The sequence below is a fragment of the Paenisporosarcina quisquiliarum genome (assembly GCF_043641925.1).
Classification (GTDB): Bacteria; Bacillota; Bacilli; order Bacillales_A; family Planococcaceae; genus Paenisporosarcina; species Paenisporosarcina quisquiliarum_A.
The window spans coordinates 71,669-97,336 of record NZ_JBHZRU010000008.1 but is presented as its reverse complement, the minus strand read 5'-3'; the positions used below and the strand labels follow the sequence as shown (position 1 = coordinate 97,336).

The window sequence follows — 25,668 nt, the reverse complement described above, 5'->3', positions numbered from 1 at the left end:
CTCGCCCTTAAAGGAGTTTATTTAATGAATAAGTATGGGCATATCATAAAGTTCGAACGCATTAGACAAAACTTAAAACAAGTACAACTTTCTGAAGGGATATGTACGCCTTCTTATTTGAGTAGAATCGAAAATAATTCGATTGCACCTACTGATGAAGTTCTATTGGAATTGTTTACACGTCTAAATATTACTTATTCTAATTCTTCATTAACAGATGAAGAGTTCCTGAAAAAAGTGAGAACAATCTATTGCAAAGCCTTGAAATACAGGGATACAATTTCTCTAACAGAAATACTAGAATCGAATCATCTACTTTCCAACCCAAAACATTTCCATACATATATATTGATTGTAGTACGCTTAAAAATAATTAGTAATGAAGGGATTTCAGATGAAATTCAATCATATTTACTTTCAATCTCTAAATTTATTGATGACTTTGATTCTTACCAGTCATTTTTATATTATTCTTGTCTAGGATATTTTACTTATTTTAAAAATGATTTGACTAAGTCACTAAAATCACTAGAAAAAGCTTCATTATTAATTACCATATGTAAATTAGAAGAATACGAAATCGCTGATTTTTACAATGTATTTGGAATTTTAAATTTGTATCATAATAATTTAATAGTATCTTTAGAATCATTTTCAAAAGCTCAAGTTTTTTTCAACAAAGAATTATTGTTATCTAGAGCTGTTGAAACATATATTTCTTCTGCGATTGCGTACAAAAGGGCGTATAACCTTGAAAAACACTTCGAAAATTTATCACTCGCTGAAAAACTTGCAAAAGAAGAAAATATGACAGAAAATCTGGCACTTATATACTCCAATTTAGCCAACTATTATAGTGTTAACAACAATGTGGAATTAGCCTTAATAAATTTTCACAAGAGTTTAGACTTTTCTACAGATCCCTTCGTCAAACTACGTATCATCTATAGTATAGTTTTACAATATTCCATCACTTTTAATTTCAAGAAGGTCGTGGAATGGTGCGAAAAGGGAATGACTGAATACCATACTAACCAAAGTGATTTGTCTAAAAACCTTTATCATCATTTCCAAATTCACTTATCTATCCACAATGGTTATGAGGACTTTGAAAGCAAAGTTAAGGATGCTGTTCAATACTTTAAAGAAATTAACGATTATAGAAATGCTCATAAATATGCAATACTTATAGCCAATTTCTCTAATAATGCAGGCAAATACAAAAAAGCTACTCAATATTTTGTTTTGGCAAATGAATTTTTAGCTAAAAACCAAAATCGCCGATTTATTGAAGATATATAATAAATAAACAAGACTACATGAATTAAAAAGGATGTCTATATATGAATAATTACGGACATATCATAAAATTTGAACGTATTAGACAAAACAAAACACAAGGTGATTTGGCAGATGGAATTTGTACACCTTCTTATTTAAGCAAAATTGAAAGCAACTCTATTTTACCTAGTGATAAAATTAAACTATCATTATGTACAAAACTGCAAATAAATTTAATCACTGAGGGGAAACAGACATTCAGAAAAGATTTAGAAGATTTATACTTTGAAGGTGTGATAAATAAAAACAGGTCATATATAAAAAAGCAATTAAGTATATTTAGTAAAGGATACTATTTAATAGCTGATGAAGATTATTACACTAACATACTTCAACTAATAAGGTTAACTTTAGTTGCTCAAGATGTAAAAAATGATACTCAATCACTGATAAAAGCACTTACAGAATTAAAAAATAATAACTTTAGTGACTATCAGTCATTTTTATATTATTCAATTTTAGGAAGCTTTTATTCATTAATGCAGGAATATTCACTTTCATTCTATTCGTTTCAATCTGCAATCCAATACAAAAATATAATTACGATTAAAACATGGGAGCAAGCAGACTTTCATTATTTACTTGGACATAGCTATTTAACTCAACAACAATGGTTGAAATCTAGTGAATATATCGAGCATGCATTAAAATATTTTGAGAATGAATTTTATACCACACGTACAATTGAATGCTATTTGTTATTATCTCTCACACAAGAAAATTCCTATTTACTAAAAAATGCATTTGAAAATTTACTTTTAGCAGATAAATTGGCGGTTCAATTTAATATCACAAAATACTTACCGAGCATAAAACAGAATTTAGGCGCTGTTGCAACTAAAAGAGGCGATGCACATGCAGCAATAAAATATTATCTTCAAAGTTATGAATGTAAATCTGAGAATGAAATCGATGATGAAAAACTATATCCTGTTTATTCATTAATTAAGGAATATTCAAGATTAAAGAAATATGAAGAATCTAAACACTGGGCAATTGTAGGTCTTTCAATTATTGAAGAGAGTAGAAACCCAATGAATCATCAAAGATTTAAACATCATTTTAATATATACTTTTATAAAGAAACTAATTTACCCATTTTAGAAAATAAAATCAAAGAGGCTTATGAATTCTTTTTAAAGTCTTCAGATGAGAGACATTGCTCTAAATATGCTTTATTACTTGGAAATATATATCTTAAACAAAAAAAATATAAGAAATCTGTAAGCTTTTTTGAACTTGCTAAACAACATAATTTGAGATTAAACAGACTTGAGCATATTGAAGATTTATAAATAAAAAGCCAGTAATGATTTCCCGAGGTCTTAGGAAATCATTACTGGCTTCTTGTTATGTCAAAGACACTGGCGGTAGTGTCTAGGCACGCAATTTTAACTTGCTACAGTGTAAATTAAGCATCCTTTTTTAAAATCAATTTTATAATCGTTAATTTTCGACTTGGAAACTAAATTCATTTCTTGCATCGTTTTCTCTAGTTTATGTTTAGTCACTTTCTTGACTACAAATCCTTCAATTTCTATCTCAACTGATAGAAGAGTTCCTAAATGCATTTCGTTATTTAAGTCTTCAATAGGTACGACTAGCACATTTGATGCACAAGGATATTGCAATAGTATTGCTAATCCTTCTTCAAAACGATCAAGTGTATATAAAATACTTGGACTCATTCATAACAGCTCCTTTATGAGATGGTTATTGTATTTTCTAATAATTTTGTGTTAAATAGTTACAATCTAATCATAATTCGGTATGATATAAGAATAAAGAGTTACTTGTTGGGAAACTTTTTTCTGAAAAGGTCGTTTTTATAGCAATTTTGGAGGAATGTTTCCCAACTTTAAATAGTAGATATTACTCAAATAACAATGTAGTCTTAAAGGTGGATATATGAATAATATCGGTTTGCTAATCAAAATGTCCCGTATACAACAGAATATGAAACAAGTCACCTTGGCAAAAGGGATATGCTCGACTTCTTACCTGAGTAAAATCGAGAACAACCAGACGGTTCCTAGTGAAGATGTGATAAAGCTTTTAATAGACAGGTTAGGTATTGATTATTGGAGTATTTCATTAGAAGAAGAAAATCAATTTATGAATCAATTATTAAGTTTTTATAAAAAATCAATAATTGAAAGAAACAAGAATCATATTGGTGAAGAGATACCTAAGTTGTTTAATAAAAATTTATTGTTTAAAAATGAAAGAAATTTCTACACATATAACTTAATATTATACCGACTGATTTTAATTTTGAATCCTAATGATGAGAGATGTTTAGCACTCCAGAACACTTTAAAACATATGGAAGATAAATTTGATGGCAGACAAAAATTTTTATATTATTTTAATTCCGGTATTTATTATTATATCCAAAGAAATTTTGTTGAAGCTCTATCATATTTTGAATCAGCTTTAAATTTAATTGCATCATTTCAAATCGATGAATGGGAACTTGCGGATTTTTATAACGCTTTAAGTTTGAGTTATTTATCTGAAGGGAAAATTACTAACACGATAGAGTACGCATCCAAATCATTGGCATTATTCCGAAATAATCTGTTATTTAGAAGAGCTCTAGACTCTTATATGATTGTTGGGATTGCACACAAAAAAAACTCGAATTTTAAATATGCAGAAGAAAGTTTTCTGCTTGCACAAAAGATTGTCAATGATCTAAATTTGCAGGATCAACATGGGATTATTCTTCATAACCTAGGTTCACTTGCTGCAATTCAAGGTGAATCTGTTAAAGCAATTCGATACTTTGAAGACAGTTTATTGAATTTTGCAAATGATAAGGAAAATTATTTGGTATCAGTGCTTTATATAATAATGGAATTTTCTAAAAACAATGATTACGAAAAAGTTATCGAGTGGTGTCTTAAAGGTTTAAAAATTATTAATGAAAATTCTTCAACAGCCACTGAACCTTTTTATCATCATTTTAATTTATACTTAGCTTTACTTGACCATATTAATTATGAAGAGCCTATGATTTCGGCAGTGAATTTCTTTGAAGAGAATAAAGACTATATCTACGCGCATAAGTATAGTGTAGCTTTAGGAAATAAATACACTGAAAAACGTAAGTATAAAAATGCATCTCAATATTTTCAAAAAGCTAATTGCTTTTTATATAAAATTAAAACAATACAATTTTGGGAGGATTTATAATGAAAAAGAAAATTTTTGCTATTTTAGTTTTAGTTACTTTAGTGGTTAACTTTTATACACCTACGAGCTCGCAAGCGGATATACCTCCAAAAATAACTAATAATCAACTTCAAAATTTTAGTATATAAACGTAGTTTAACCCCCACTTCTCATCCGAAAAGTGGGGGTTTTCCTATAAACTCCTATTCACAATCTTCAAAAACTCCTCAACATCCTCAACCGTCGTACTTCCATTAAAAGAAATCCTCACAAACCTCCGTGCTACATCAATTTCAAATCCGAGTGCTTTTATTGCAGAGATTGCTTCTCCGTGACCTATTTTGCAAGCAGTGCCTGTGGAGATAGCAATTTGGTGTCGATTGCATTCGAGCATCATCCACTGTCCTTCGATGTGAGGCAAAATGATTCCTTGTATAAATGGCGATTTCTCTTTCACATTTCCGACAATTTGAATGTCACTATGTATGTTCTTAAATAAAAATCCCTGCAATTCCACAGCTCGATTAAAAGCAGCTTGCTGCTCAGTTGCTGCTAATTTCGCTGCGATTGTACTAGCAACGATTGCAGGTACATCTACTGTGCCCGCTCTGAATCCACTTTGATGTGTCGTTCCTTCCATCACTGATTCCCAGTGAATGGATGGATTCATATACACCACTCCTACGCCTTTAGGTCCCCCAAACTTATGAGGTGAAATGACAGCTGAAGTAACCCCTATGGCATTTATATCTATAGGAAGCTTGCCAAAAGCTTGCACCATATCACAATGCACAGGAACTTGATATGCAGCCACAGCTTCCACGCATTCTTTTACCGGCTGTATGGCACCCATTTCTGAATTGACCAGTTGTAGAACTACTATGGCTGTTTGTTCATTCACTTCTTTTTTTATCCACTCGATATCAACGATCCCGTCTTGATTAACCGGAGCATACCGAATGATATAGCCTTCTTTTTCTAGCTCATGCATGGTTATCAACACGGATGCATGCTCCAAGTATGTAGTAATAATGACGTTGCATGATTTAGGTCTTCCACGCAAAATGGAGCGGATTGCAAGCTGATTTCCTTCTGATGCATTCCCTGTGAAATAAAATCCACTAGACCTCACATTCAATAACTCGCTAAAGGCCACTTTACACGAATGAATATATTCAGCTGCTTTTGTTCCATGATCATGGAGACTTTGTGTATTTCCAAATGCCTGTGAGGCAGCTTCTACATAAGCTTCTACTGCTTCTCTTCTCATAGGTGAAGTGGCAGCATAATCCAAATAAATCATTTTTTTAGCACCTTTCTGAGACGAACTGCAAATTTATACTTGTATTCACTGTATCTTTATGTCATTAATAGTGTCAAGACAGGTGTAAACTTTTCGTAAAGTTGGTGTAATGAATGTATGATGTTTTAATCATTGGTGGTGGAGTAGCAGGACTTACTTTAGCCTATAAACTTCCCCCTACCTATCGCATTGCATGTTTAACGAAGGATGAACCTACTATTAGCAATACCAATCTCGCACAAGGCGGAATTGCCGCTTCCCTTTCCCCACTTGATACTCCTTCCTCTCATGCGACAGATACAATGTTAGCTACGGCTAACCATGCAAACCCTCACCGTGTTCAACTCCTTGTCAATGAAGGCAAAGAATTGGTAGAGGAACTAATTAGAGATGGTTTACCTATTGATAAAGACAATAATGGATATCCAAGTCTCGGTCATGAAGGAGCACATTCTTCAAGACGTATCGTACATGCGGGTGGAGATCAAACCGGTAAAATATTGCACCAATTTTTATTTGAGCAAGCATCTCATAAAATTACCTTACTACCTTATCGACTTGCAGTTGAATTAGTCATTGATGACGAAAGATGCATTGGAGTTGTTGTCTTTCACCCATCAGGTCAGAAGGAAACCATTTTCGCAAAACATATAGTCCTTGCCACAGGTGGAATTGGGCAATTATACAGTCATCATTCCAATTCTTCCGTTGCAACAGGTGATGGACTTTCACTTGCTTATCAAGCCGGAGCAGTTCTTGAGGATTTAGAATTTGTTCAATTTCATCCAACAATTTTAACACTGAATGGTCAATCTTGTGGACTTATTTCAGAAGCCGTTCGAGGTGAAGGTGCTCATTTGGTTAATAAAGATGGCGTCCGTATTATGCATGATGTACATCCTTTGTTGGAGTTAGCACCTAGAGATATCGTCGCTAGAGCAATTGAATGGCATTGGCAAAAGCATGATCCGGTTTATTTAGATGCTCGTTTCATAGAAGGGTTTGAACAGAAGTTCCCTTCTATATATGCAAATTGCATGCGTCATCAAATCAATCCACAAATTGATTTAATTCCTGTTCGACCTGGCGCTCACTTTCATATGGGCGGGGTTAAAACAAACGAATATGGAGAAACAACAATTCCACATCTTTATGCTATAGGCGAAGTTGCTTCTACAGGCGTGCATGGAGCAAATCGGTTAGCGAGCAATTCTTTATTAGAAGGATTAGTCTTCGGTGCTAGATTAGCTGAATGTATTATTAACAAACCTGAAACACATGTATTAACGTTAGAGAGTAAACATAAGGTTCCTAAGTTCGTCCCTTACACTTTTGACAACTCATTACGCCAAAAAATGACGGAACAAGTAGGTATTTTACGATCACATGATGGATTGAGTTCGTTTTTAAATACGTTCGATGACATCACGTTGCCCCCACTTTCCTCATTATGTTGTAAAGATGTTAAGCTTGCGCATCAATTTATAGCGAGTCGTTTAATCGCGATTTCAGCACTTCTACGAACTGAAAGTCGTGGTGGCCATTACCGTGAGGACTTCTCGATTTCGATGGACGAATGGACTGGAACAGTAATTGAACAATCAATTCAAGGCGTTCACTATCGAACGCGAGAAACCGCAATAAAGGAGTTTGTTTAAATGAATGCATTGAAAGTTAAAGAGGCATTAAAATTATTTTTACTTGAAGATATCGGGGATGGAGACCTTTCCTCGGTTTTATTTACAGATACAGATCAAGGAGAAGCCATTATCCGCTTTAAAGAAGCGGGTATTTTAGCCGGTGTACAGTGCTTTAAATGGGGCTATGAGTTATTGGATCCTTCGATTGAAGTTGAAGTATTGAAACAAGATGGAGAACACGTGGAGATTGGTGAAGCGATTGTTCGTATTAAAGGTTCTGTTGCGACTTTATTAGCCGGCGAACGCGTCCTTTTAAATCTAATTCAACGTATGAGTGCAATCGCCACGTTGACTCATTCCTGTGTTACGACTTTAAACTCTTCACATACGAGAATTGTAGATACGAGAAAAACAACGCCAGGTTTACGAATGTTCGAAAAATATGCAGTTCGTATGGGTGGTGGAGTGAATCACCGAAATGGATTGTATGATGCGGTGATGTTAAAGGATAACCATATCGCAGCTGCAGGTTCTATTTCTCGAGCAGTGACGTTAGTCCGCTCCAAAGTCGGACATACCGTGGCGATTGAGGTTGAAGTTGAAACCGAAGAACAACTACTAGAGGCAATCGAAGCCAAACCATCTATTATTATGTTGGATAATCAAACACCTGAGATGATTTCAAAATGGGTACAACTTGTACCAAATACGATTATTACCGAAGCTTCAGGCGGTATTGATTTACAGAGTTTAGCAAGTTATGGATCAACTGGTGTGGATGTTATATCAATTGGTGCCTTAACACATAGCGTAAGTAATTTAGATATCAGCATGAATTTGGCGGTATCGCATAAGGAGGCAGTATTTGTATGATATCCTTACTATCCGAATTAACCATTGGCGATGCCATGCCAGAAAGCTACTTACAAGCAACAACTGAAGAATTACACGTAAGGGCAACAAAGGCAAAAGCTTTACTTGGAGATCGTTTATATATATTAGGTCATCATTATCAAAAAGACGAAGTGATAGAGTTCGCAGATGCTACAGGTGATTCCCTTCAACTTTCGCAAATTGCAGCTAAGCAAACTGCTGAGCATATTATTTTCTGTGGTGTTCATTTTATGGCTGAGACGGCAGATATTTTAACTTTAAACGAACAATCCGTTATTTTACCTGATATGCGAGCTGGCTGTTCGATGGCGGATATGGCGAATATCGACCAAACGGAACGTGCTTGGATTGAATTGCAAAAAGTGTTTGGCGATACCATTATTCCCCTTACGTATGTGAACTCTACCGCTGCCATTAAAGCATTTGTTGGACGCAATGGAGGCGCAACAGTTACTTCCTCGAATGCGGAAGAAATGGTGGAATGGGCACTTACTCAAAAAGGACGTATGCTGTTTTTACCCGATCAGCATTTGGGCAGAAATACAGCAGTCAAACTAGGTATTAAACTAGAAGAAATGGCAATTTGGGACCCAATCAAACAAAAATTAGAGCTGCAATGCGCGCTTAAAGATGTCCGTGTCATTTTGTGGAAAGGGCACTGTTCCGTTCATATGAACTTCTTGCCAAAGCATATTGACAACTTACGAGAAAAAGAACCAGAGCGTAATATCCTGGTTCATCCTGAATGCACATATGAAGTTGTTCAAGCATCAGATTATGCAGGTTCAACGAAATATATTATCGATATGATCGAAGCTTCTGAGCCGGGCTCTAAATGGGCAATCGGTACAGAGATGAACTTGGTGAATCGTTTGATTTCTACTTATCCTGACCGTGACATTGTCTCATTAAATCCATTTATGTGCCCTTGTTTAACAATGAACCGAATCGATTTACCTCACTTAACATGGGCGTTAGAAGAGCTTGTAGAAGGTCGTATAATAAACCAAATCACTGTTGATGATAAAACAGCTTTCGAAGCTAAAATGGCTTTGGAAAAAATGCTTTAGACCTTATCCCATTCCATTGATTTGGAATGGGTTTTTTTAAACTTGTGTTTTAAAAAACAGAGATCCATAAGAGTGTCTCAGTCTCATATTTAAATGTAAATGAAGAAACTCAGCAATCTTGTATATTAAGATTGCTCGGTTTTTTCAAAATAGATTTAGTTAATTGTTGAAGATTATTGATCGTTATTTACGTGTCTCAATTTAGCATTTTATTTTTTTCTAAACAACGCTGTGAATAAAGCAGATACACCGAAAACTTCATCCGTTTCTCTAGCTTCTTTCATTCTTCTAATTTCAATTTCCTCTAAGCTATCAAAAATGAGGCGCAGTTTTTCTTCTGTAAACCCTAAACCACCATTGAGACTTCTTTGTCTGTACACTTCCCAATCCGTAATATCCGACCCTCCAAACTCTCCCCCTTCTACAAAACAAGTAATGGCAAAGTGACCGCCTGGTCTTAACGCTTTCAATACAAGTTCAATGTAGTTGCTTCTCCGATGAGGAGCTATATGGTGAAAGCAGCCAGAATCGTAGACAATGTCATATGTTCCTTCTTTTATCTGAATATCGAAGATGTTATTGTGAATGAAATTCACTTCGACTGCTCGTTCTTTTGCTCTCTCTTTTGCCCACTCAATCGATTCTTCTGATAAATCCACAGCATCTACTCGGCAACCCTTTTCAGCAAGGTAGATGGCATTCCTGCCTGGCCCACTTCCCAACTCCAATACATTTCCAGGCTTTATGATACCTTCATTAAAATAGCTCACTAAGGCTTCGTCGGGTTTGTTTACAAAGAATGGAATTCCTTTTTCGCGGTTGGAATAAAACTCGTTCCAGAAACCGACAGGCTCTCTTAACAGTGAATCCAACATAAGTAATAAATCATCATTGTTACGAATTGTCTCTTTCAATTACACCACTTCTTTCCTTGTACTATTACATTTTAATCATACTAATAATAGTAGTTCCCATAGTTTCAAGTAGGTTACATTTGCATGAATTTGCTTAACTTTTTGGAAGCTTATAACCAGCTTTTATCGTGTTAAATGACTTTTGTAGCTGTTACAACTCCTCTATTTCCCTTTATTAACCATACACCTATTCGCCTCTTTCAAATGCTTCCAAGTGGTCTTGCGTTCGTTTTAAGAAAGGTAGTGAATATTTTTTTATTTTTTTTCGTTACAATTATTACAAATTTATTACAACGAATTCCTTAATACATTTTAATTTTTAATAAACAAAGAGAACGGATTATACATCCTTTATACTGTTGTATTTAGAAGTATTGAATACCTCATTAAAAAATTTCAGAAGGTCTAATTGCATCAAAACATTTATTGTAATGTGACCACATAGAGTCGCCAATAAAATAGCTGAAGATGAAGATTTATAGTAATAATGTTGATGTAACAATAAACAAAGGACTACCAATGTAATTGGTAGTCCTTTGTCATTGTGTATTATGTTTTCGCAACTCAGAAGTGAACCCATTACGGCTATTTCTTTCGCTTTAAGAGAACAATGCTAAATTGATGTTATAAGTCGGATAAATTCTTATATGACCAAAATGCACATTATCCAAATCATATTATCCCTATTTCTGTTGATTGGAATGGAAGCGGCGACTCTAGGGGGAATTAGCAAGAGCTTTAGACCCTGGACTGAGCAACCGCGAAGGAAGCGGCTAAAGCCTTGCCCCCCAGAAAGCGTCCGCTGAAATGGAAATCAACATCTTTCCAAATGAACTCCATTTACCAAATATACAATTACATTCACTTAAATTATATTTGTCTAAATCCCAATACGGTGTCTAGCAGTTTCTTCTTTATTTAGCCAAAGCTTGGTCTTTTAATGAACGACGAAGAATCTTTCCTGTCGTATTCTTTGGCAACTCTTCTAAAAACTCGAATTGTCTAGGAATCTTGTATTTCGCTAAGTGCTCTGCACAATACGCATGAAGATCTTCGCTTGATAAGTTCGCATCTTTAACCACTACATACGCATGAACCGTTTCTCCAAAGTCTGCATCAGGCATACCAATAACAGCAGCCTCTATCACGTCTGGATGCGCGAATAACACTTCTTCCACTTCTCGTGGATACACATTATAGCCACCTACAATAACTAAATCTTTTTTACGATCGACGATGTAGAAGTAACCTTCTTCATCCATTTTCGCTAAATCGCCTGTGTATAACCATCCACCACGAATTGTCGCTTCAGTTTCTTCAGGCATGTTGTAATACCCTTTCATGACATTAGGTCCGCGGACAATCAGTTCTCCCACTTCACCAACTGGCACATCATCACCTAATTCATTAACCACACGATTTTCTACATTTGAAATAGACGTTCCAATCGAACCAGCTTTACGATCTCGATCCAGTGGATTAAAACAAGTAACAGGTGAAGCTTCGGATAACCCATACCCTTCTGAAATGCGGACATTGAATTTATTTTCAAAGTTGTGTAGCAATGCAACCGGTAATGATGAACCACCTGAGATGGCTATGCGAATTGTCGAGAAGTCAGATACATCCGAGTCGGGCGTTTGGTACAAGAAATTGTACATCGTCGGTACGCCAGCAAATACCGTTGCTTGTTGATTTTTTGCCATTTCAAATACATCTTTAGGTGTAAAACGTGGAACTAATAGGATGGTAGCTCCTTTTAGCAACGGAGCATTGACCACTACAGTCAACGCAAATACATGGAACACAGGTAATGTTGCTAGGACACGATCTTCAGCAGTGAATCCTAAGTAATCACCAGTGTCGCGAGCATTTGAGTATAAATTCTCATGTGTAAGCATGGCACCTTTTGGACGACCCGTAGTACCAGAAGTATAAAGAATGACAGCGGTATCATTTTGTGCCACTTCAACAGGAAGTGTATCTGGAGAAGACGACATCACAAGTTGTGTAAATGATTTTACTTTGTTGCGCAGTTCTTCCGGTAAACCAGCGAGTTTTTCAGTCGTTTCTGGCATCGTTTCACAAATCACATAATTGCTTACTGATGGGAATGCACCGGATGCTTTTTCTATTAACGGCAATAACATATCCAAGGCAATAATTACTTTTGGTTGGCTGTTATGTATGATGTATGAAATTTCATCAGGCGTGTAAATTGGATTGATTGGAATGGCTGTTGCACCTAAACGCATTGATGCATATAAAGAAATTAAAAAATGAGGTGTATTTCCTAATAAGAAAGCAACATGATCCCCTTTTTCTACTCCTAATTCTCGTAAAGCTGAAGCAAATCTAGCAATTGACTGATCGAACTCAGCATAAGAAGTGTCTTTACCCATAAAGTGATAGGCTGTTTTAGTTGGTTGTTCTAATGATGTCTCTCTAACACGTTGAACTAAATTCATCGGTATCTCTCCTTAGTTGTTGAATGAATACTCATTCATTATTCAATAATTTCATTATATAAGAAATCTTCAGACAATACAACAAGCATCCCGATTACTCAGGATGCTTTTACATGTGCTATATAACGCCATCTGATTAAGAAATAATAAACGACTTGAATGAATGTAAATGCAACTAAGACTAGTGTCATCTCAAAAAGAATGGACACATCAGCTAAGTCACTCCAAATAACTTGCAAGGATAGAAATGAGAATGCACTATGAAGCATGGCAATCCCCCATGGCAAGAAAAATTGTGGAATAAGCTGTCGATTGACGATATTAATCATTTCTTGATCCGTCAATCCCATACGTTTTAGTACAGCAAATTGCTTTTTGTCTCTTTCGAGTCCTGTATACAATTTAAAATAGATAAAGCTTCCAGCTGCTAGTAGCAATACGGCAGCTACCATCAACCCTGTGAATAATAACAACGAAAACGTCGCTCGTATAATTGAATAGTTTAACCCTGGGTTCTCAAAGAAAAAAGGTAAGTCATTTAATTGGTTTTGATAAATGGATTCGGTCATTTGAGAATCTAGATTAAGTCCAATCGATTTTGTTCGTTCCCATTCAGGAATGTGAAATGCATAAAAATTAAACATTGAATCATTCATCGATTGACCTTGTAGTGGTTCATCGATTAACGCGTAATCCTGGTCACTAACTACGACAACATTTGCCCCTAAAATCATAGAAGGAAACAGCATCCTAGGGTAAACACCTCTTACTGAGATAGGCACATTGCTTTCCTCTAATACGGTTTGGATACTACTGTTCTCTAAGATTGTTAAAGCATTTTCAGAATATGGAATAAACATGGCTTCTCCAGATTCTAAATTAATTAACGGATGACCTTGAGCAACAGCTAAGCTATTGACGTCGGCTTCTCTCAGAATCTCCACTTCAAATTGCGTATAGGAAGAAGTTTGTTTCTTTATTAAAAAAGGAACCATCGAATAAGATAATCCTTCATTTTCTAATTCATTCGTTAACATTCGAATATGCTGACGCTCTAAAGGATTGTCTAATTCACTCGAGTAAATGAGCCCTAATGGATTTAAATCTCTGTATTGGCCTGTATAAGACGACAGTGAAGTTAACGTTCCCACTGATAGGAAGGCAACTGTTGATACAATCGTAACAATGAAATACATGCGAGCATTTTCACGTAATTTTACTGCCCCCTCTGAAACAGCAATTAAGCGGTATCGGTTCCAATAAAGTGATTTCCTTTTTTGAACTTGATGGTGAAAAAACAACACGGTATGTGTAAAAAAGAAATAGGTTCCTAAAGCCGCGATTGGAGGTAAAAAGATTGAAAGTGTAAAAACGACACGAGTCGAAGTAAATGTTGCGGCAGCATAAGCAACCACCAGTAAGACGATGCCCAAAATCGCTTTAAATGTGGAGTAGCTTTGGCGATCATCCGAAGTTAAATACCCTCGCATTAACTCAATAATGCGTTGCTCGCGAATAAATACAACACTCGTCATAGCAATGATCACAAATAGACTTAAAAAAGCCCCGATTGTTAGAGTAAATGGTTTAATGGATAAATATAATGGTAAACTTTGAAGCTGAAGCATTTCTCGTACTATCATGAAAAAGAACTTTGAAAAGGCATAGCCAAACAAAATCCCAGTCGCAACCGAAAATGCACCAATAAGCATCGTTTCTAAAAAAACGAGACGATTCAACTGCTTCTTTTCCATTCCTAAAAGAAGCAACAATCCAAACTCTTTTGACCGAGCTTGTAAAAACGCACTCATGGAATAAAACAAGAAAAACAATGTGAAAATATATAAAATAATTTCAGCCACAATCATTCCTGTAGCAGCAAAATCTCCAAAAAAGCCTTCATCCATTTGTGGATGAAATAGGAGCATAGAATACATAAAAAACACCATCACTGAGAACATACTCGCCATGAAAAAGGCAGCGTAAATTCGGCGATTCCTTATGACATTACGATAGGCGAATTGTCGAAAGGTCATGGACATTGCCTCCAAGAAGCGATAATACATTTAAGATGCGTTGGAAAAAAGTCTGTCTCCGTTCATCGCTATAAATCTCATTGAAAAATTCACCATCTTTAATAAATACCACTCGATCGCAGTAACTTGCTGCAATCGGATCATGTGTGACAACTAAAATGGTTGTATTTTGTTCGCGATTGACTTTCATTAATAATTCCATCACGTCACGCGAAGCTTTTGAATCTAAATTCCCTGTTGGTTCATCTGCTAAAATGAATGCAGGTTGATGAATAAGAGCACGGCCTATAGCCGTACGTTGAGCTTGCCCCCCCGAAATTTCATTCGGTCGTTTGTTTAAGATGTTTTGTAAGTCTAATTTTGATGAAATATCGGTTATCCTTTTTTGCATTTCAGCAACTGAATGTCCATCTAGGGTTAATGGCAACACCATATTTTCTTCAACCGTGAGCATTTGCATTAAATTAAAGTCTTGAAAAACAAATCCGAGCTGTCTCCGTCGAAATAGAGCCAGCTCGTTTTTCGTCATTTCTTCAGGACGCATTCCATCAATCGTTACATAACCGGAAGTTGCCGTATCAATGGTGGAGATAATATTTAACAACGTCGTCTTCCCACTTCCGGATGGACCCATCACAGCAACGAATTCACCTTTGTTAACTTCAAAACTTAATTGGTTTAATGCGCGGTGCGTCACTTTACCCTCATAAACTTTCGTCACATCTTCCATTTTCAATATCGGCATCTACTAGTTCACCTCTTTTGACAGCGTCTTGATTTTTAAATAAAACAGAAACCTTTGTCCCTATTTTAGGTTCGGATTCAATCGTGAGTTCATGGCCAAGCTTTTCACAAATTTCTTTCGCTAAGTACAAACCCATACCCGTGCTTTCACCCGTTTTACGACCATTCTCGCCCGTGAAAAAGGCTTTCGTGACTCTAGGTAAGTCCGCACTAGGAATGCCAATCCCTTCATCTCTAACGGCTAATAAGACATATCCATTTTGACAACTTGCTTCAATAAAGACTTTTTTTCCTTCTTCAAACGTATATTTCACTGCGTTCGTGACAAATTGACCTAACACAAAACGTAACCATTTAACATCTGTTGTAATCACATATTTTTCATCAATTGTAATAACCGGATACACATGATGGGTAATAAATAATCGTTTATGTTCAGAAACTACTTCAGAAACGAGTTGCTTCAACTGTACTTGTTCCACTTGCATATCCTGCTCAAATGTATCGATCCGCGCATTTATTAACACAGAATCTAACCCACGTTTTAGACGATCAATTTCTTCTTGTAAGCTCTTCTTATTCACTTCTCCTTCTTCTTGTAGCAATAACTCAGCAACAGATAGAGGGGTTTTCATTTGATGAACCCATTGATTCATAAATTGTAAATGTCTGTTTTGATTCGCATAGAGAGCTTGAACTTCATTTTGATAAAGTCGATAGAGGCTTTGACTAAAAATTTCAACTTGTTCTTGTTCAGGAGATTTCGCATTATGTTGCAATGCCGCTTCCATTTCAATCGGTTGCGACAATATCTTTTGGTAAAAAGAATATCTCTTCACATATCGACCTACTAAGAAAGACAAAATTAGCATGGTGCTAATGACAACTGAATAAATCGCTGTATCAATATTTCGAAATCCATCTAACCAATACAGCGACATGATAAATAGCACTAAAATAAATTGAAATAGCACATAAGCCATATGCTCCTTCATAAACAGTCGAATATTCATGATGATTCCTCTTTGCTTAATACAAATCGATATCCTGCGCCACGAACCGTTTCAATTGTAGAAGTGACACCGTAATCCTGTAATTTTTTTCTTACACGCGTCATGTTAACGTTTAACGTATTCTCATCAACAAAAGCTTGATCATCCCAAAGTTCCTCGAGAAGCTGTTCACGCGTGACGACTTTTGGCGATTGCTCCATTAATAATTCGAGAATCGTACACTCCCTTTTTTGCAAAGGGATTTCTTGGCTTTTCGTATGTAATTCCATTCGCTCTAAATATAAACAAAGCTTACCTAGTTTGATAGTTCGTTCTTCTTGTTTTGCTGCATACTCTCCGTAAGTGCGTCGTAAATGACTTCTTATTTTGGCTAGGACGATTTCGTAATGGAAAGGTTTCGTAATGAAATCGTCTCCTCCATTTTCGAGTGCAAACACTTGGTCCATATCTCCAGACCTTGCAGATATAAAAATGATTGGACAAGTGGTTTTTAATCGGAACTGACGGCACCAATAATAGCCATCATAAGAAGGTAAGTTAATATCCAATAGGATGAGATGCGGATCAAAGGCTTCAAACTCTTCTAAGATATTATCGAAGTCATCAACCGTTTTTACCTCATACTGATATTTGCGCAACGTATCGGCAAGTAGCGAGGCAATTTTACGATCATCTTCTACTATATAAATCCGATGTGACGTCATATGTGCCTCCCCCTTTACTCTTTTTCTTTATTCTACCAAGAAATGTGAAAACCGCCAATGTGGCTCAATGTGGATCGGTTGAATGGATTCTATATACATGTTAGGAAAAAATATACCTTTCGCACTTTATTTAAAAAATGTGGTTGGTTATTTTTTTCGCTTTCCGCGGACGAAACGCAAGCCTCCTCGACTCAGCTGTCTTTGACAGCTGGCCTGTGTGAGTCTAGCCTGTTTCGTTTTTCCGCAGGAGTCTTCAGAAATAACCAACCACCTTCCTACTTAATTTGTTTGCAGATTCATGTTTACAGCAACAGTTAGATAAACGTACAAATAATCAGCAATAGCTGAACCCTTTAAATACAAAGTCTACTTTTGGTCTTCGTTGAAAGTGTCTGCAGCAATGGAAATCAACATTTTTAATTGTCTACAGTAAAAAGAGCCTGACCTAAGTCAGACTCCCCAGTAATACTTAATAAATTAATTGTAAAAACTGTTCTTTCGTTATGCCACCTAAATAGGTTGTGATATCGATATCACCTAGACTTTCAGTGATTGCTGTTTTTTCATAAGCTGTGCCCACTAATAATGCTTCTATGTCAGCAACATCACCAACACCGAAGAAGTCGCCATAAATATGTGCATCTTCAATGACGCCATTTTTCACTTGAAGACGTACATCGATACCCCCAACTGGGAATCGTTCGGAATGAGACATATTAAATGCCGGAGACTTCCCATAATTCCATTCCCAATTTGCGTAACGCTCTTTTGAGAGCGCGTGAATATTCGCCCAGTCTTCTTCTGTTAGTTCGATGGTTTTCACTTCTTCTTCTCCTCCGAAAATCGAGTGAAGTAGTTTTAATCGGAAATCGTCAATACTGATAGGTTCTTCGATAAATTCCATAATGTTCGCTACACGACTACGAATGGATTTGATTCCTTTTGACTCAATTTTGTCCTTACGTACTTTTAATGCAGAAACAACCGCTTCAATTTCTGTATCAAACATTAACGTACCGTGACTGAACATACGTCCTTTGGTTGAGAATTGAGCATTACCAGATATTTTTCTTCCACCAGCTAAAATATCATTTCGTCCCGATAATTCTGCATCCACGCCCATTTCTTTTAGGGCGTCTACAATCGGTTGAGTAAACTTTTTAAAGTTTCGGAAGCTATCTCCGTCATCTTTCGTCAAGAAGCTAAAATTCAAATTACCTAAGTCGTGGTAAACCGCCCCACCACCTGATAGTCTTCTCACGACATGAATTCCGTTCGACTCTACATAGTCAGTATTAATTTCTTCGATTGTGTTTTGATTTTTACCAATGATGATTGCAGGTTCATTGATATAGAACAGAAAATATGAATCTTTATCGACATCCATTGTTTTTAGCGCATATTCCTCAATTGCTAAGTTAATCCGAGGATCTGTGATGCCTTTATTATCAATAAAATACAAATTGCATCTCTCCTTTTAAAGGTTCTACATACACTATATATGAATAAAGAGGTTTTGTATTGACATTTGATGAACTGTTATAATACACTATAAGTAATTAGGACAGTATTAGTACAGAATAGAAAAGGAGGTTAATCTGATGATTGAAAATGTAATCGAGTTTTTTAAAAACCTACCTGCTAAACAATGTGCACAATGTGGCGAAAAAATTGAAGAACAGCATGAATGTTATGGCAACACATGCGATACGTGTAACCAACTTTAAACATAAAACAGCCGTCCAGGGCTCCCCTCCTGAACGGCTGTTTTTTAAGCTTCTTGATTTTTCGAGAAACGATGCTTAAACAATACATTGAAATAATAAATGGTTAATACGACAGCACTGGTAAAGAATATCAACATAATTCCATTATTCCATTGTATAAAACCTACATCTGTTGAAGAAATGGCAGCTTTGAATGCTTGAACAGAATAAGTCATGGGCAACCATTGGTTAAAGATTTGCAATGGCTGAGGAATCAGTTCGAGAGGGAATGTACCAGCACTCGTGGTTAATTGTAAAATTAGCAGCAAGATTGCTACAAAACGTCCACTGTCACCTAAAATGGATACGAGCATTTGAACGATTGCTAAATAAGTAAAACTAGTTATGACCGCAGTCACAATAAACCAATCTAAATTGACTGGTTCCAGTCCTAAACCAAAAATTAAAATAGCCACAGCAAGTAATGCTTGAATCACTCCTATTACACCTAAAACGACCATTTTACTCGTTGCCCACGCCCATCCACTTGTTGGGGGGATAGCTGATTGGACAAGTGGAAAAACGATTGAAATCATAAGTGCACCTACAAACAGTCCAAGTGAAAGGAAATAGGGTGCAAAACCTGTTCCATAGTTAGGTACGTGATTGACTGCTGATTTTGTTACATCTACAGGAGAGGATGCCATGTCAATTGTGTCTTGATTTGCATCTATTTTTCCTGCTTCAGTAGAAGCTTCTTCTAGTTTTTCACTTAAAGTGCTCGATCCTTCCCTCAGCGCTTCAGTGCCTTCAATCAACCCACTGGAACCTGCGGCAAGTTCATCCGTTTTTAAAGCAATTTCTGAAGCACCTGAATTTAACTTACTAGATCCTTGTGCGAGTCGTTGTAAACCTCCTGAAAGTTTTTGGCTTCCCGCCGATGCGCTTGTCAGCCCCTTTTGTAATTCTTCTAACTTAGTTGTTAATGTACCAGTTCCTGATGCTACCTTAAAAGCTCCATCATTTAGTGTCTCGGAAGATTGCGTTAATATTCCAAGCCCTTCTTCTAATTCTACATGTGCAGACATTAATTTCTGAGCACCAGAAGCTGTTTGATTCATTCCTACTGATAGTTGTTCAGTACCACCTTTAAGTTCACCTAATCCATTGGAAACTTGTGTACTTCCTTGTTGCAATTGATTAAGAGCTCCTTTTAGAGCATCTTGTTGTTCTTTTGATAACGTTTCTAAAATTGGTGTCATTTGATTGGTTAAACTTTCGAGCCCAGTAGTAATTTGAGTTGATCCTTCTGCCAATTTTCCTACGGATTGATTAGCAGTAGAAACACCATTAGATAGTTGACGAATTGCATCTACCAGTTGCTTCTCTTTTTCATTTGCCATAGTGAAGCCATTAGATATTTGCGTAACACCTTTTGTATAGGAATCAACACCAGTCTGTAGTTGACTTGCCCCAACAGATAATTTGTCTGCACCTTGGTAAAGTTGGCTTGCACCGGAAGAAAGTTTCCCTAGACCGTTGTCTAATTCAATCGCTCCATTTGATGCTTCAATGGTTCCTGAGGCTAACAAATTGGATCCATCAGCCAATTCAACAGAACCACCCGCTAATTTCTCTAAATACCCTTTTAAATGTGTCGCTCCATCAGTCAGTTTACTTGCTCCATCCGATAATTCCCCTGCTCCATCTGCAGCTTCTCCAAAGCCATCACCCATTTTCATTAACGAAGTAAATAACTTATCTGAGTAACTTGCAACTACCTCTTTATTTACCTCTGCACGAATTCGTTCCATTGCGGTATCACCAATTTGCGCTGACAAGAAATTAAAACCCTCATTTGGTTTGTACTCAATCAATAACTTTTCTGGGTGCTCGTCGAGAAGTGTGGTTGCGTGTTGTGAAAAGTTTGAAGGAATCTCAATCACCATGTAATAGTCTTGATTCTCAAGTGCTTCTTTGCCTTGATTTTTAGAGACTTCAACAAAATGAAATTGTTCACTTTCTACCAGATTCTTTGTAACATCTTTTCCTATAGATAATTGTTCACCTTCTAGTAACGCACCAAGGTCTTCGTTTACAATAGCAACTGGCAAATCACTTAGTTGTTCATACGGATCCCAAAAAGCCCATAAAAACATACCTGCATACAGAACTGGAATTAACAGTACTGCCAAAATTGGGATGAGTAATTTTCGATTCTTAAAAATAGCTATAAATTCTTGTTTAATCAAAGTAATCCTCCTAGTACTTATTGACCGTTTTGTTCAATTAGTCATTTTTGTCTAAAAAAAGAGTCTCACACATTGAGACTTTTAAAAATAGTATCTTGAAATACTTCAATAATCTTCTCTTCGGGTAGAGGTTTTTCATGTGTTACTTGCCACTCAACTGCAAAAGCCATATAGGCTTTAAAAAGAAGATATGCAATTAATTGAACGTCAACAGGTCGAATTTCTTTCTTTTCAATTGCACGTTCAATATGTTCTGCAATGTAATGAACGATTTCTCTCTCGACTTTAACAAGAACTGCTTGGACAACCGGTGTTTGCATTTCTTTTTCTTCTGCTATTAACTTTGACAATAGTGCATGACTTTCTCTAAATTCAAGCATCTTCATCAAAACGAAATGCGCGTTTTCTTGAAATGATTTGTTTTCATTAATCACCGCATCTTTTTCTGCTTTCATTTGATTAATCATAGTAAACACGATTGCATGAAATAAATCTTCTTTATTATCGAAAAAAGTGTAGATGGTCCCTTTCCCAACATTCGCTATCTTTGCTACTTGATCCATTGTAGTAGCTTTAAAACCAAAGAGAGAAAAGGATTTCGTCGCAGCATTTAATATTTCTTGTCTTCTGTCCAACATTCAACACTCCTAATAAGAATGACCAGAAAACCATATCGGTCAATTAGTCAATATTCTACATTACTTTTTCACTTTTTGCAATGTAGAATTTTCTTTAATTGATTCTATTGCAGTACCAGGTTTTCTAAGTGTTTATGATGGTCTGTAAAAAATAGACAACTCCTAAGAGTCGTCTATTGACATCATTTATTTAAAAACAATTCCTCAATAATTTCATTTCCAGCCGCTTTTCCTTGATCCACACAGTCTGGTAATCCTAGACCTTCATATGAACTTCCAGCAAGTTTTATCATTGGGAAATGCTCTTTTAATTCTTTTTTAGCTTTAGCCACACGTTCCTTATGGCCGACCATATATTGAGGAGAAGCTTTCTTCCACCTTGTCACAACTGTAAATAATGGATCTTCTTTGATTTTCATCGTTTGCTTGAGGTCAGAAAGGACAATTTTTTCAAGTTCGCTATCTGATAACTCAATTGTAGACTCATCCCCTGGACGACCAACAAATCCTCGGAGTAGTACATGCCCTTCAGGTGTTGTGGTTGGCCACTTACGGTGAGTCCACGTACAAGCTGTTATCGAATAATCACTATTGCGCGAAACTAAGAAGCCAGTACCTTCTTTTTCTTGACTTACTGCATCTTCTTTAAATGCCATAGCTACTGTCGCTACTGAGGTTGCAGGCATGTCTTGAAAATCAGTCATCATTCCATGTTCTTCAAATACGGGGAGAGCTGCGAGATGTGGCGTGGCAAAAATGACGCGATCAACTAACATTTCCGCATCATTATTAAGGAAAAGATTTACTTGTTCTCCCACTTTCTCAAAACGGTCTACTCGAACTCCCTTTAACACAGTATCAGGTTTGAGTTGTGCTTCAACAGCCTCAACAATGGTTTCTAATCCATTTTTAAACGTACGGAATATACCTTCTTTGGATTTCTTGACCGGCTGTTTAGGGGCTATTTTCTTCGAACCAATTATTAAACTTCGATGTTCCTGTTCTAGTTTATAAAACTGTGGGAACGTGGCTTGGAGACTCATTTTATCAATGTCTCCAGAATAGACACCTGCTAATAATGGCTCAATTAAATTTTCAACTACTTCACCACCAAAACGTCTACGTAAAAATTGTCCGACGGATTGGTCACCTTTAACTGAAGCTTTTGGTAAAACAAAATCACCAGCGGCACGCAATTTTCCACTCCATGAAAACAATCCAGAAGTAATGAATGGTGAGATTTGTGTTGGAATCCCCATAACAGATCCCCCAGGAATAGGATGAAGTCCGTCATTGACTAAAATATAGGCTTGTCCTGTAGCATTCGAGACAAGTTGATCATTAATCCCAAGATCTTTAGCAAATTGACCAAAACTTTTTTTACGTTCTAAAAATGAGTCTGGTCCTCGTTCAATAACAAACCCATCGCGACGAACAGTCTGGATTTTCCCGCCAAGTCGGTGAGAAGCTTCGATTAAGATCACTTCAAGTGGATATCCTTTTTCTGTTGCTTCTTTCTGTAAATAGAATGCGGCAGCTAAGCCCGTTATCCCGCCTCCTATTACAGCTACTTTACGTTTTTCTCCAGACACGGTCATCATCACTTTCGGGTTCAGTTTAGTTATTTCTTATGCAAATGTTTTAAAACAACATCTGTCATTGCATCAATAAATAATGGTTGAGTATTCGGCATTTCAGGGCGGTAGTATTTAGCGCCAATTTCATCTGTTACTACTTTACACTCATAATCATTATCAAAAAGCACTTCTAAGTGATCTGTTACAAATCCAACTGGTGTATAAACAAAAGATGTATATCCTTTTTGTTCATGTAACTCACGAGTTAAATCTTGTACGTCGGGACCAATCCAAGGTTCAGGTGTTTGACCGGCACTTTGCCAGCCCACTTCATAGTTTTCAATGCCAGCAGCTTGTGCGATTAAATCTGCTGTCTCTTTTAACTGTTGTGGGTATGGGTCACCATTCGCAATAATTTTTTCAGGTAATGAGTGAGCTGAAACGATTAAACATGCTTTTGCACGCTCTTCTGGTGACATAGCTTCGAACGTTCCAGATACTTTCTCTGTCCAATATTGAATGAATTTCGGCTCATCATACCAGCTTTCAACTGAAGTGATATGTAGTCCGCCAAGTTTTTCAGCAGTCTCTTTTGCTCGTCCATTATAAGACTTAATCGAGAATGTTGAGAAATGTGGAGCTAATACAATCGAAACAGCTTCTGTAATGCCATCTTTATGCATTTGTTCAACTGCATCTTCTACGAACGGTTCAATATGTTTAAGGCCAATATATAATTTAAACTCTATGTCATCTTGCACTTCATTTAAACGATTACATAATGCTTCTGCTTGGTCATCTGTAATTTTAGCTAGTGGTGAAATTCCACCAATGGCACGATAGCGATCTCTTAAATCCGTTAAAGCTTCTGGACTTGGCGGACGACCATGACGAATATGCGTATAATAACGTTCTAAATCCTCTTCTTTGTATGGCGTTCCATATGCCATGACAAGCAATCCCATTGTTTTTTTAGACAACTTCATCACCTCATTTATTATTTTCACTTTTCATTTTGACAGGTTCAATCTAGACTTACGAACATCAATACCTTATGAATGTGCTTTCATTTGAGAACGGCTGTAATCATGAATAAAAGCTGTTAATCGTTTTAATACATCAGGATTTACTTCTGGGAAGACCCCATGTCCTAAATTGAAAATATGACTTTGGTGATTCACACCTTGATCAATAATTTGTTTAGCACGTTCTTCAATTACAGACCAATCAGCTAATAATAAGGATGGATCTAAATTTCCTTGAAGTGTTTTCGTTAATCCCATTCCGCGAGCTTCTTCAATCGATAAACGCCAGTCTAAACCGACAACATCAACAGGAAGGTCGTGCCACTCTTTTGCTAAGTGACTTGCACCAACACCAAATGTAATGACTGGAACACCTAACTCTTGAATTGAGCTAAAGATGCGAGTCATGATTGGTTTAATGAAAATACGGTAATCTTCTACATTTAATGCGCCAACCCATGAGTCAAAAATTTGAATCGTTTTTGCCCCTGCGTTCACTTGCGCAGTTACGTATACAATGATCATATCTGCCAGCTTGTCCATTAACGCAAACCAAGCTTGAGGTTCTGATACCATAAATGATTTTGTTTTATTGTAGTTTCTTGAAGGTCCACCTTCAATCATGTAACTAGCTAGAGTAAATGGTGCTCCTGAGAATCCAATCAACGGAACATCCAATTGTTCTTCTGTCAAAATTTTAATCGTTTCAAGTACAAATGGAATGTGATCTTGTGGTGACAGCTCTCCCAGTTTCTCTACATCTTGAACTGTTCGAATCGGATTAGAAATAACAGGACCAACGCCAGCTTTAATTTTTACATCTACACCAATCCCAGGAAGAGGCGTCACGATGTCTTTGTACAAAATTGCTGCATCTACATCATAGTTTTCAACAGGCAATCGTGTTACATATGCACATAATTCAGGCTGATGTGTTATTTCTTCTAATGAATATTTTTCTTTAATTTTTCGGTATTCGGGTTGTGAACGTCCTGCTTGACGCATATACCATACCGGAGTGTAATCTACTTTCTCACCTTTTGCTGCTCTTAGGAATGTATCATTAATCTTTCTCATAAAATTTGTATCCTTCCTTTCACTTACACATATTGGTTAAGTAACTCGTTATATTCGTTCTTAATATAGACTTTCTCTTCTATATTGTA

Annotated in this window: 22 protein-coding genes; 8 read left to right on the top strand and 14 right to left on the bottom strand. The window is 36.4% G+C overall.

Features of this window, described 5'->3' with window-relative positions; translation table 11 throughout:
• The first annotated feature begins 24 nt into the window (after window positions 1-24).
• Both ACHUE4_RS07895 and ACHUE4_RS07890 read left to right on the top strand, forming a co-directional pair.
• Window positions 25-1,302, top strand: a complete 1,278-nt coding sequence (locus ACHUE4_RS07895) for a helix-turn-helix domain-containing protein (protein WP_394188823.1) — start codon at window positions 25-27, stop codon at window positions 1,300-1,302.
• Window positions 1,303-1,343: 41 nt separating this feature from the next.
• Window positions 1,344-2,636, top strand: a complete 1,293-nt coding sequence (locus tag ACHUE4_RS07890) for a helix-turn-helix domain-containing protein (RefSeq protein WP_394188822.1) — start codon at window positions 1,344-1,346, stop codon at window positions 2,634-2,636.
• A 96-nt stretch (window positions 2,637-2,732) separates the two neighbouring features.
• Here ACHUE4_RS07890 and ACHUE4_RS07885 read toward each other — a convergent pair whose 3' ends face one another.
• Window positions 2,733-3,029, bottom strand: a complete 297-nt coding sequence (locus ACHUE4_RS07885) for a DUF3006 domain-containing protein (protein WP_394188821.1) — start codon at window positions 3,027-3,029, stop codon at window positions 2,733-2,735.
• 220 nt (window positions 3,030-3,249) lie between these two features.
• Between ACHUE4_RS07885 and ACHUE4_RS07880 the strand changes: the two genes are divergently transcribed.
• Together ACHUE4_RS07880 and ACHUE4_RS07875 are read left to right on the top strand one after the other, a co-directional pair.
• Window positions 3,250-4,539, top strand: coding sequence for a helix-turn-helix domain-containing protein (locus tag ACHUE4_RS07880; protein WP_394188820.1), 1,290 nt, complete (start codon window positions 3,250-3,252; stop codon window positions 4,537-4,539).
• Window positions 4,539-4,667: a hypothetical protein gene (locus tag ACHUE4_RS07875; protein ID WP_394188819.1), complete on the top strand. Its 129-nt coding sequence runs from the start codon at window positions 4,539-4,541 to the stop codon at window positions 4,665-4,667. The genes ACHUE4_RS07880 and ACHUE4_RS07875 overlap by 1 nt, the downstream gene beginning before the upstream one ends.
• 44 nt (window positions 4,668-4,711) lie before the next feature.
• Here ACHUE4_RS07875 and ACHUE4_RS07870 read toward each other — a convergent pair whose 3' ends face one another.
• Window positions 4,712-5,821, bottom strand: a complete 1,110-nt coding sequence (locus ACHUE4_RS07870; protein ID WP_394188818.1) for an IscS subfamily cysteine desulfurase — start codon at window positions 5,819-5,821, stop codon at window positions 4,712-4,714.
• 113 nt (window positions 5,822-5,934) lie between these two features.
• On the opposite strand from ACHUE4_RS07870, the gene nadB reads away from it, so the two are divergent.
• From nadB to nadA, 3 genes are read left to right on the top strand one after another with little or no spacing between them, the layout of a single operon-like run.
• Window positions 5,935-7,479: an L-aspartate oxidase gene (nadB, locus tag ACHUE4_RS07865; RefSeq protein WP_394188817.1), complete on the top strand. Its 1,545-nt coding sequence runs from the start codon at window positions 5,935-5,937 to the stop codon at window positions 7,477-7,479.
• The gene (gene nadC, locus ACHUE4_RS07860; protein ID WP_394188816.1) at window positions 7,480-8,334 is read left to right on the top strand and encodes a carboxylating nicotinate-nucleotide diphosphorylase; all 855 of its coding nucleotides are present in this window, start codon (window positions 7,480-7,482) and stop codon (window positions 8,332-8,334) included.
• Entirely contained in the window at window positions 8,334-9,425 is a 1,092-nt protein-coding gene (nadA, locus tag ACHUE4_RS07855; protein WP_394188871.1) for a quinolinate synthase NadA, read from the top strand. The genes nadC and nadA overlap by 1 nt, the downstream gene beginning before the upstream one ends.
• A gap of 209 nt (window positions 9,426-9,634) precedes the next feature.
• On the opposite strand, the gene ACHUE4_RS07850 is transcribed toward nadA, so the two are convergent.
• From ACHUE4_RS07850 to ACHUE4_RS07820, 7 genes are all read right to left on the bottom strand, one after another.
• On the bottom strand, window positions 9,635-10,339 hold the full coding sequence (locus ACHUE4_RS07850; RefSeq protein ID WP_394188815.1) for a class I SAM-dependent methyltransferase: 705 nt from the start codon (window positions 10,337-10,339) through the stop codon (window positions 9,635-9,637).
• 914 nt (window positions 10,340-11,253) lie between these two features.
• Window positions 11,254-12,807, bottom strand: a complete 1,554-nt coding sequence (locus tag ACHUE4_RS07845; RefSeq protein ID WP_394188814.1) for a fatty acid--CoA ligase family protein — start codon at window positions 12,805-12,807, stop codon at window positions 11,254-11,256.
• Between the two features lie 98 nt (window positions 12,808-12,905).
• Window positions 12,906-14,843, bottom strand: coding sequence for an FtsX-like permease family protein (locus tag ACHUE4_RS07840; protein WP_394188813.1), 1,938 nt, complete (start codon window positions 14,841-14,843; stop codon window positions 12,906-12,908).
• A complete protein-coding gene (locus ACHUE4_RS07835; RefSeq protein WP_394188812.1) occupies window positions 14,815-15,588 on the bottom strand; it encodes an ABC transporter ATP-binding protein in 774 nt (257 codons plus the stop codon). Before ACHUE4_RS07835 ends, ACHUE4_RS07840 begins: the two co-directional genes overlap by 29 nt.
• A complete protein-coding gene (locus tag ACHUE4_RS07830; RefSeq protein WP_394188811.1) occupies window positions 15,548-16,600 on the bottom strand; it encodes a sensor histidine kinase in 1,053 nt (350 codons plus the stop codon). The genes ACHUE4_RS07835 and ACHUE4_RS07830 overlap by 41 nt, the downstream gene beginning before the upstream one ends.
• The gene (locus tag ACHUE4_RS07825) at window positions 16,597-17,304 is read right to left on the bottom strand and encodes a response regulator transcription factor (RefSeq protein WP_394188810.1); all 708 of its coding nucleotides are present in this window, start codon (window positions 17,302-17,304) and stop codon (window positions 16,597-16,599) included. The genes ACHUE4_RS07830 and ACHUE4_RS07825 overlap by 4 nt, the downstream gene beginning before the upstream one ends.
• A 469-nt stretch (window positions 17,305-17,773) precedes the next feature.
• Window positions 17,774-18,766: a lipoate--protein ligase gene (locus ACHUE4_RS07820; protein WP_394188809.1), complete on the bottom strand. Its 993-nt coding sequence runs from the start codon at window positions 18,764-18,766 to the stop codon at window positions 17,774-17,776.
• A 139-nt stretch (window positions 18,767-18,905) separates the two neighbouring features.
• Here ACHUE4_RS07820 and yhfH point away from each other — a divergent pair, with 139 nt between their 5' ends.
• The gene (gene yhfH, locus ACHUE4_RS07815; protein ID WP_394188808.1) at window positions 18,906-19,031 is read left to right on the top strand and encodes a protein YhfH; all 126 of its coding nucleotides are present in this window, start codon (window positions 18,906-18,908) and stop codon (window positions 19,029-19,031) included.
• 44 nt (window positions 19,032-19,075) lie between these two features.
• On the opposite strand, the gene ACHUE4_RS07810 is transcribed toward yhfH, so the two are convergent.
• The 5 genes from ACHUE4_RS07810 to hemE all read right to left on the bottom strand — a co-directional run bounded on the left by ACHUE4_RS07810 (window position 19,076) and on the right by hemE (window position 25,579).
• A complete protein-coding gene (locus tag ACHUE4_RS07810) occupies window positions 19,076-21,262 on the bottom strand; it encodes a YhgE/Pip family protein (protein WP_394188807.1) in 2,187 nt (728 codons plus the stop codon).
• 65 nt (window positions 21,263-21,327) lie between these two features.
• Window positions 21,328-21,897, bottom strand: a complete 570-nt coding sequence (locus ACHUE4_RS07805) for a TetR/AcrR family transcriptional regulator (protein ID WP_394188806.1) — start codon at window positions 21,895-21,897, stop codon at window positions 21,328-21,330.
• Window positions 21,898-22,082: 185 nt separating this feature from the next.
• A complete protein-coding gene (gene hemY, locus ACHUE4_RS07800) occupies window positions 22,083-23,492 on the bottom strand; it encodes a protoporphyrinogen oxidase (RefSeq protein WP_394188805.1) in 1,410 nt (469 codons plus the stop codon).
• Between the two features lie 29 nt (window positions 23,493-23,521).
• On the bottom strand, window positions 23,522-24,457 hold the full coding sequence (hemH, locus tag ACHUE4_RS07795; RefSeq protein WP_394188804.1) for a ferrochelatase: 936 nt from the start codon (window positions 24,455-24,457) through the stop codon (window positions 23,522-23,524).
• A gap of 72 nt (window positions 24,458-24,529) precedes the next feature.
• Window positions 24,530-25,579 (bottom strand): uroporphyrinogen decarboxylase, encoded by a 1,050-nt coding sequence (gene hemE, locus ACHUE4_RS07790; RefSeq protein ID WP_394188803.1) that lies wholly within the window; start codon window positions 25,577-25,579, stop codon window positions 24,530-24,532.
• Between the last annotated feature and the right edge of the window lie 89 nt (window positions 25,580-25,668).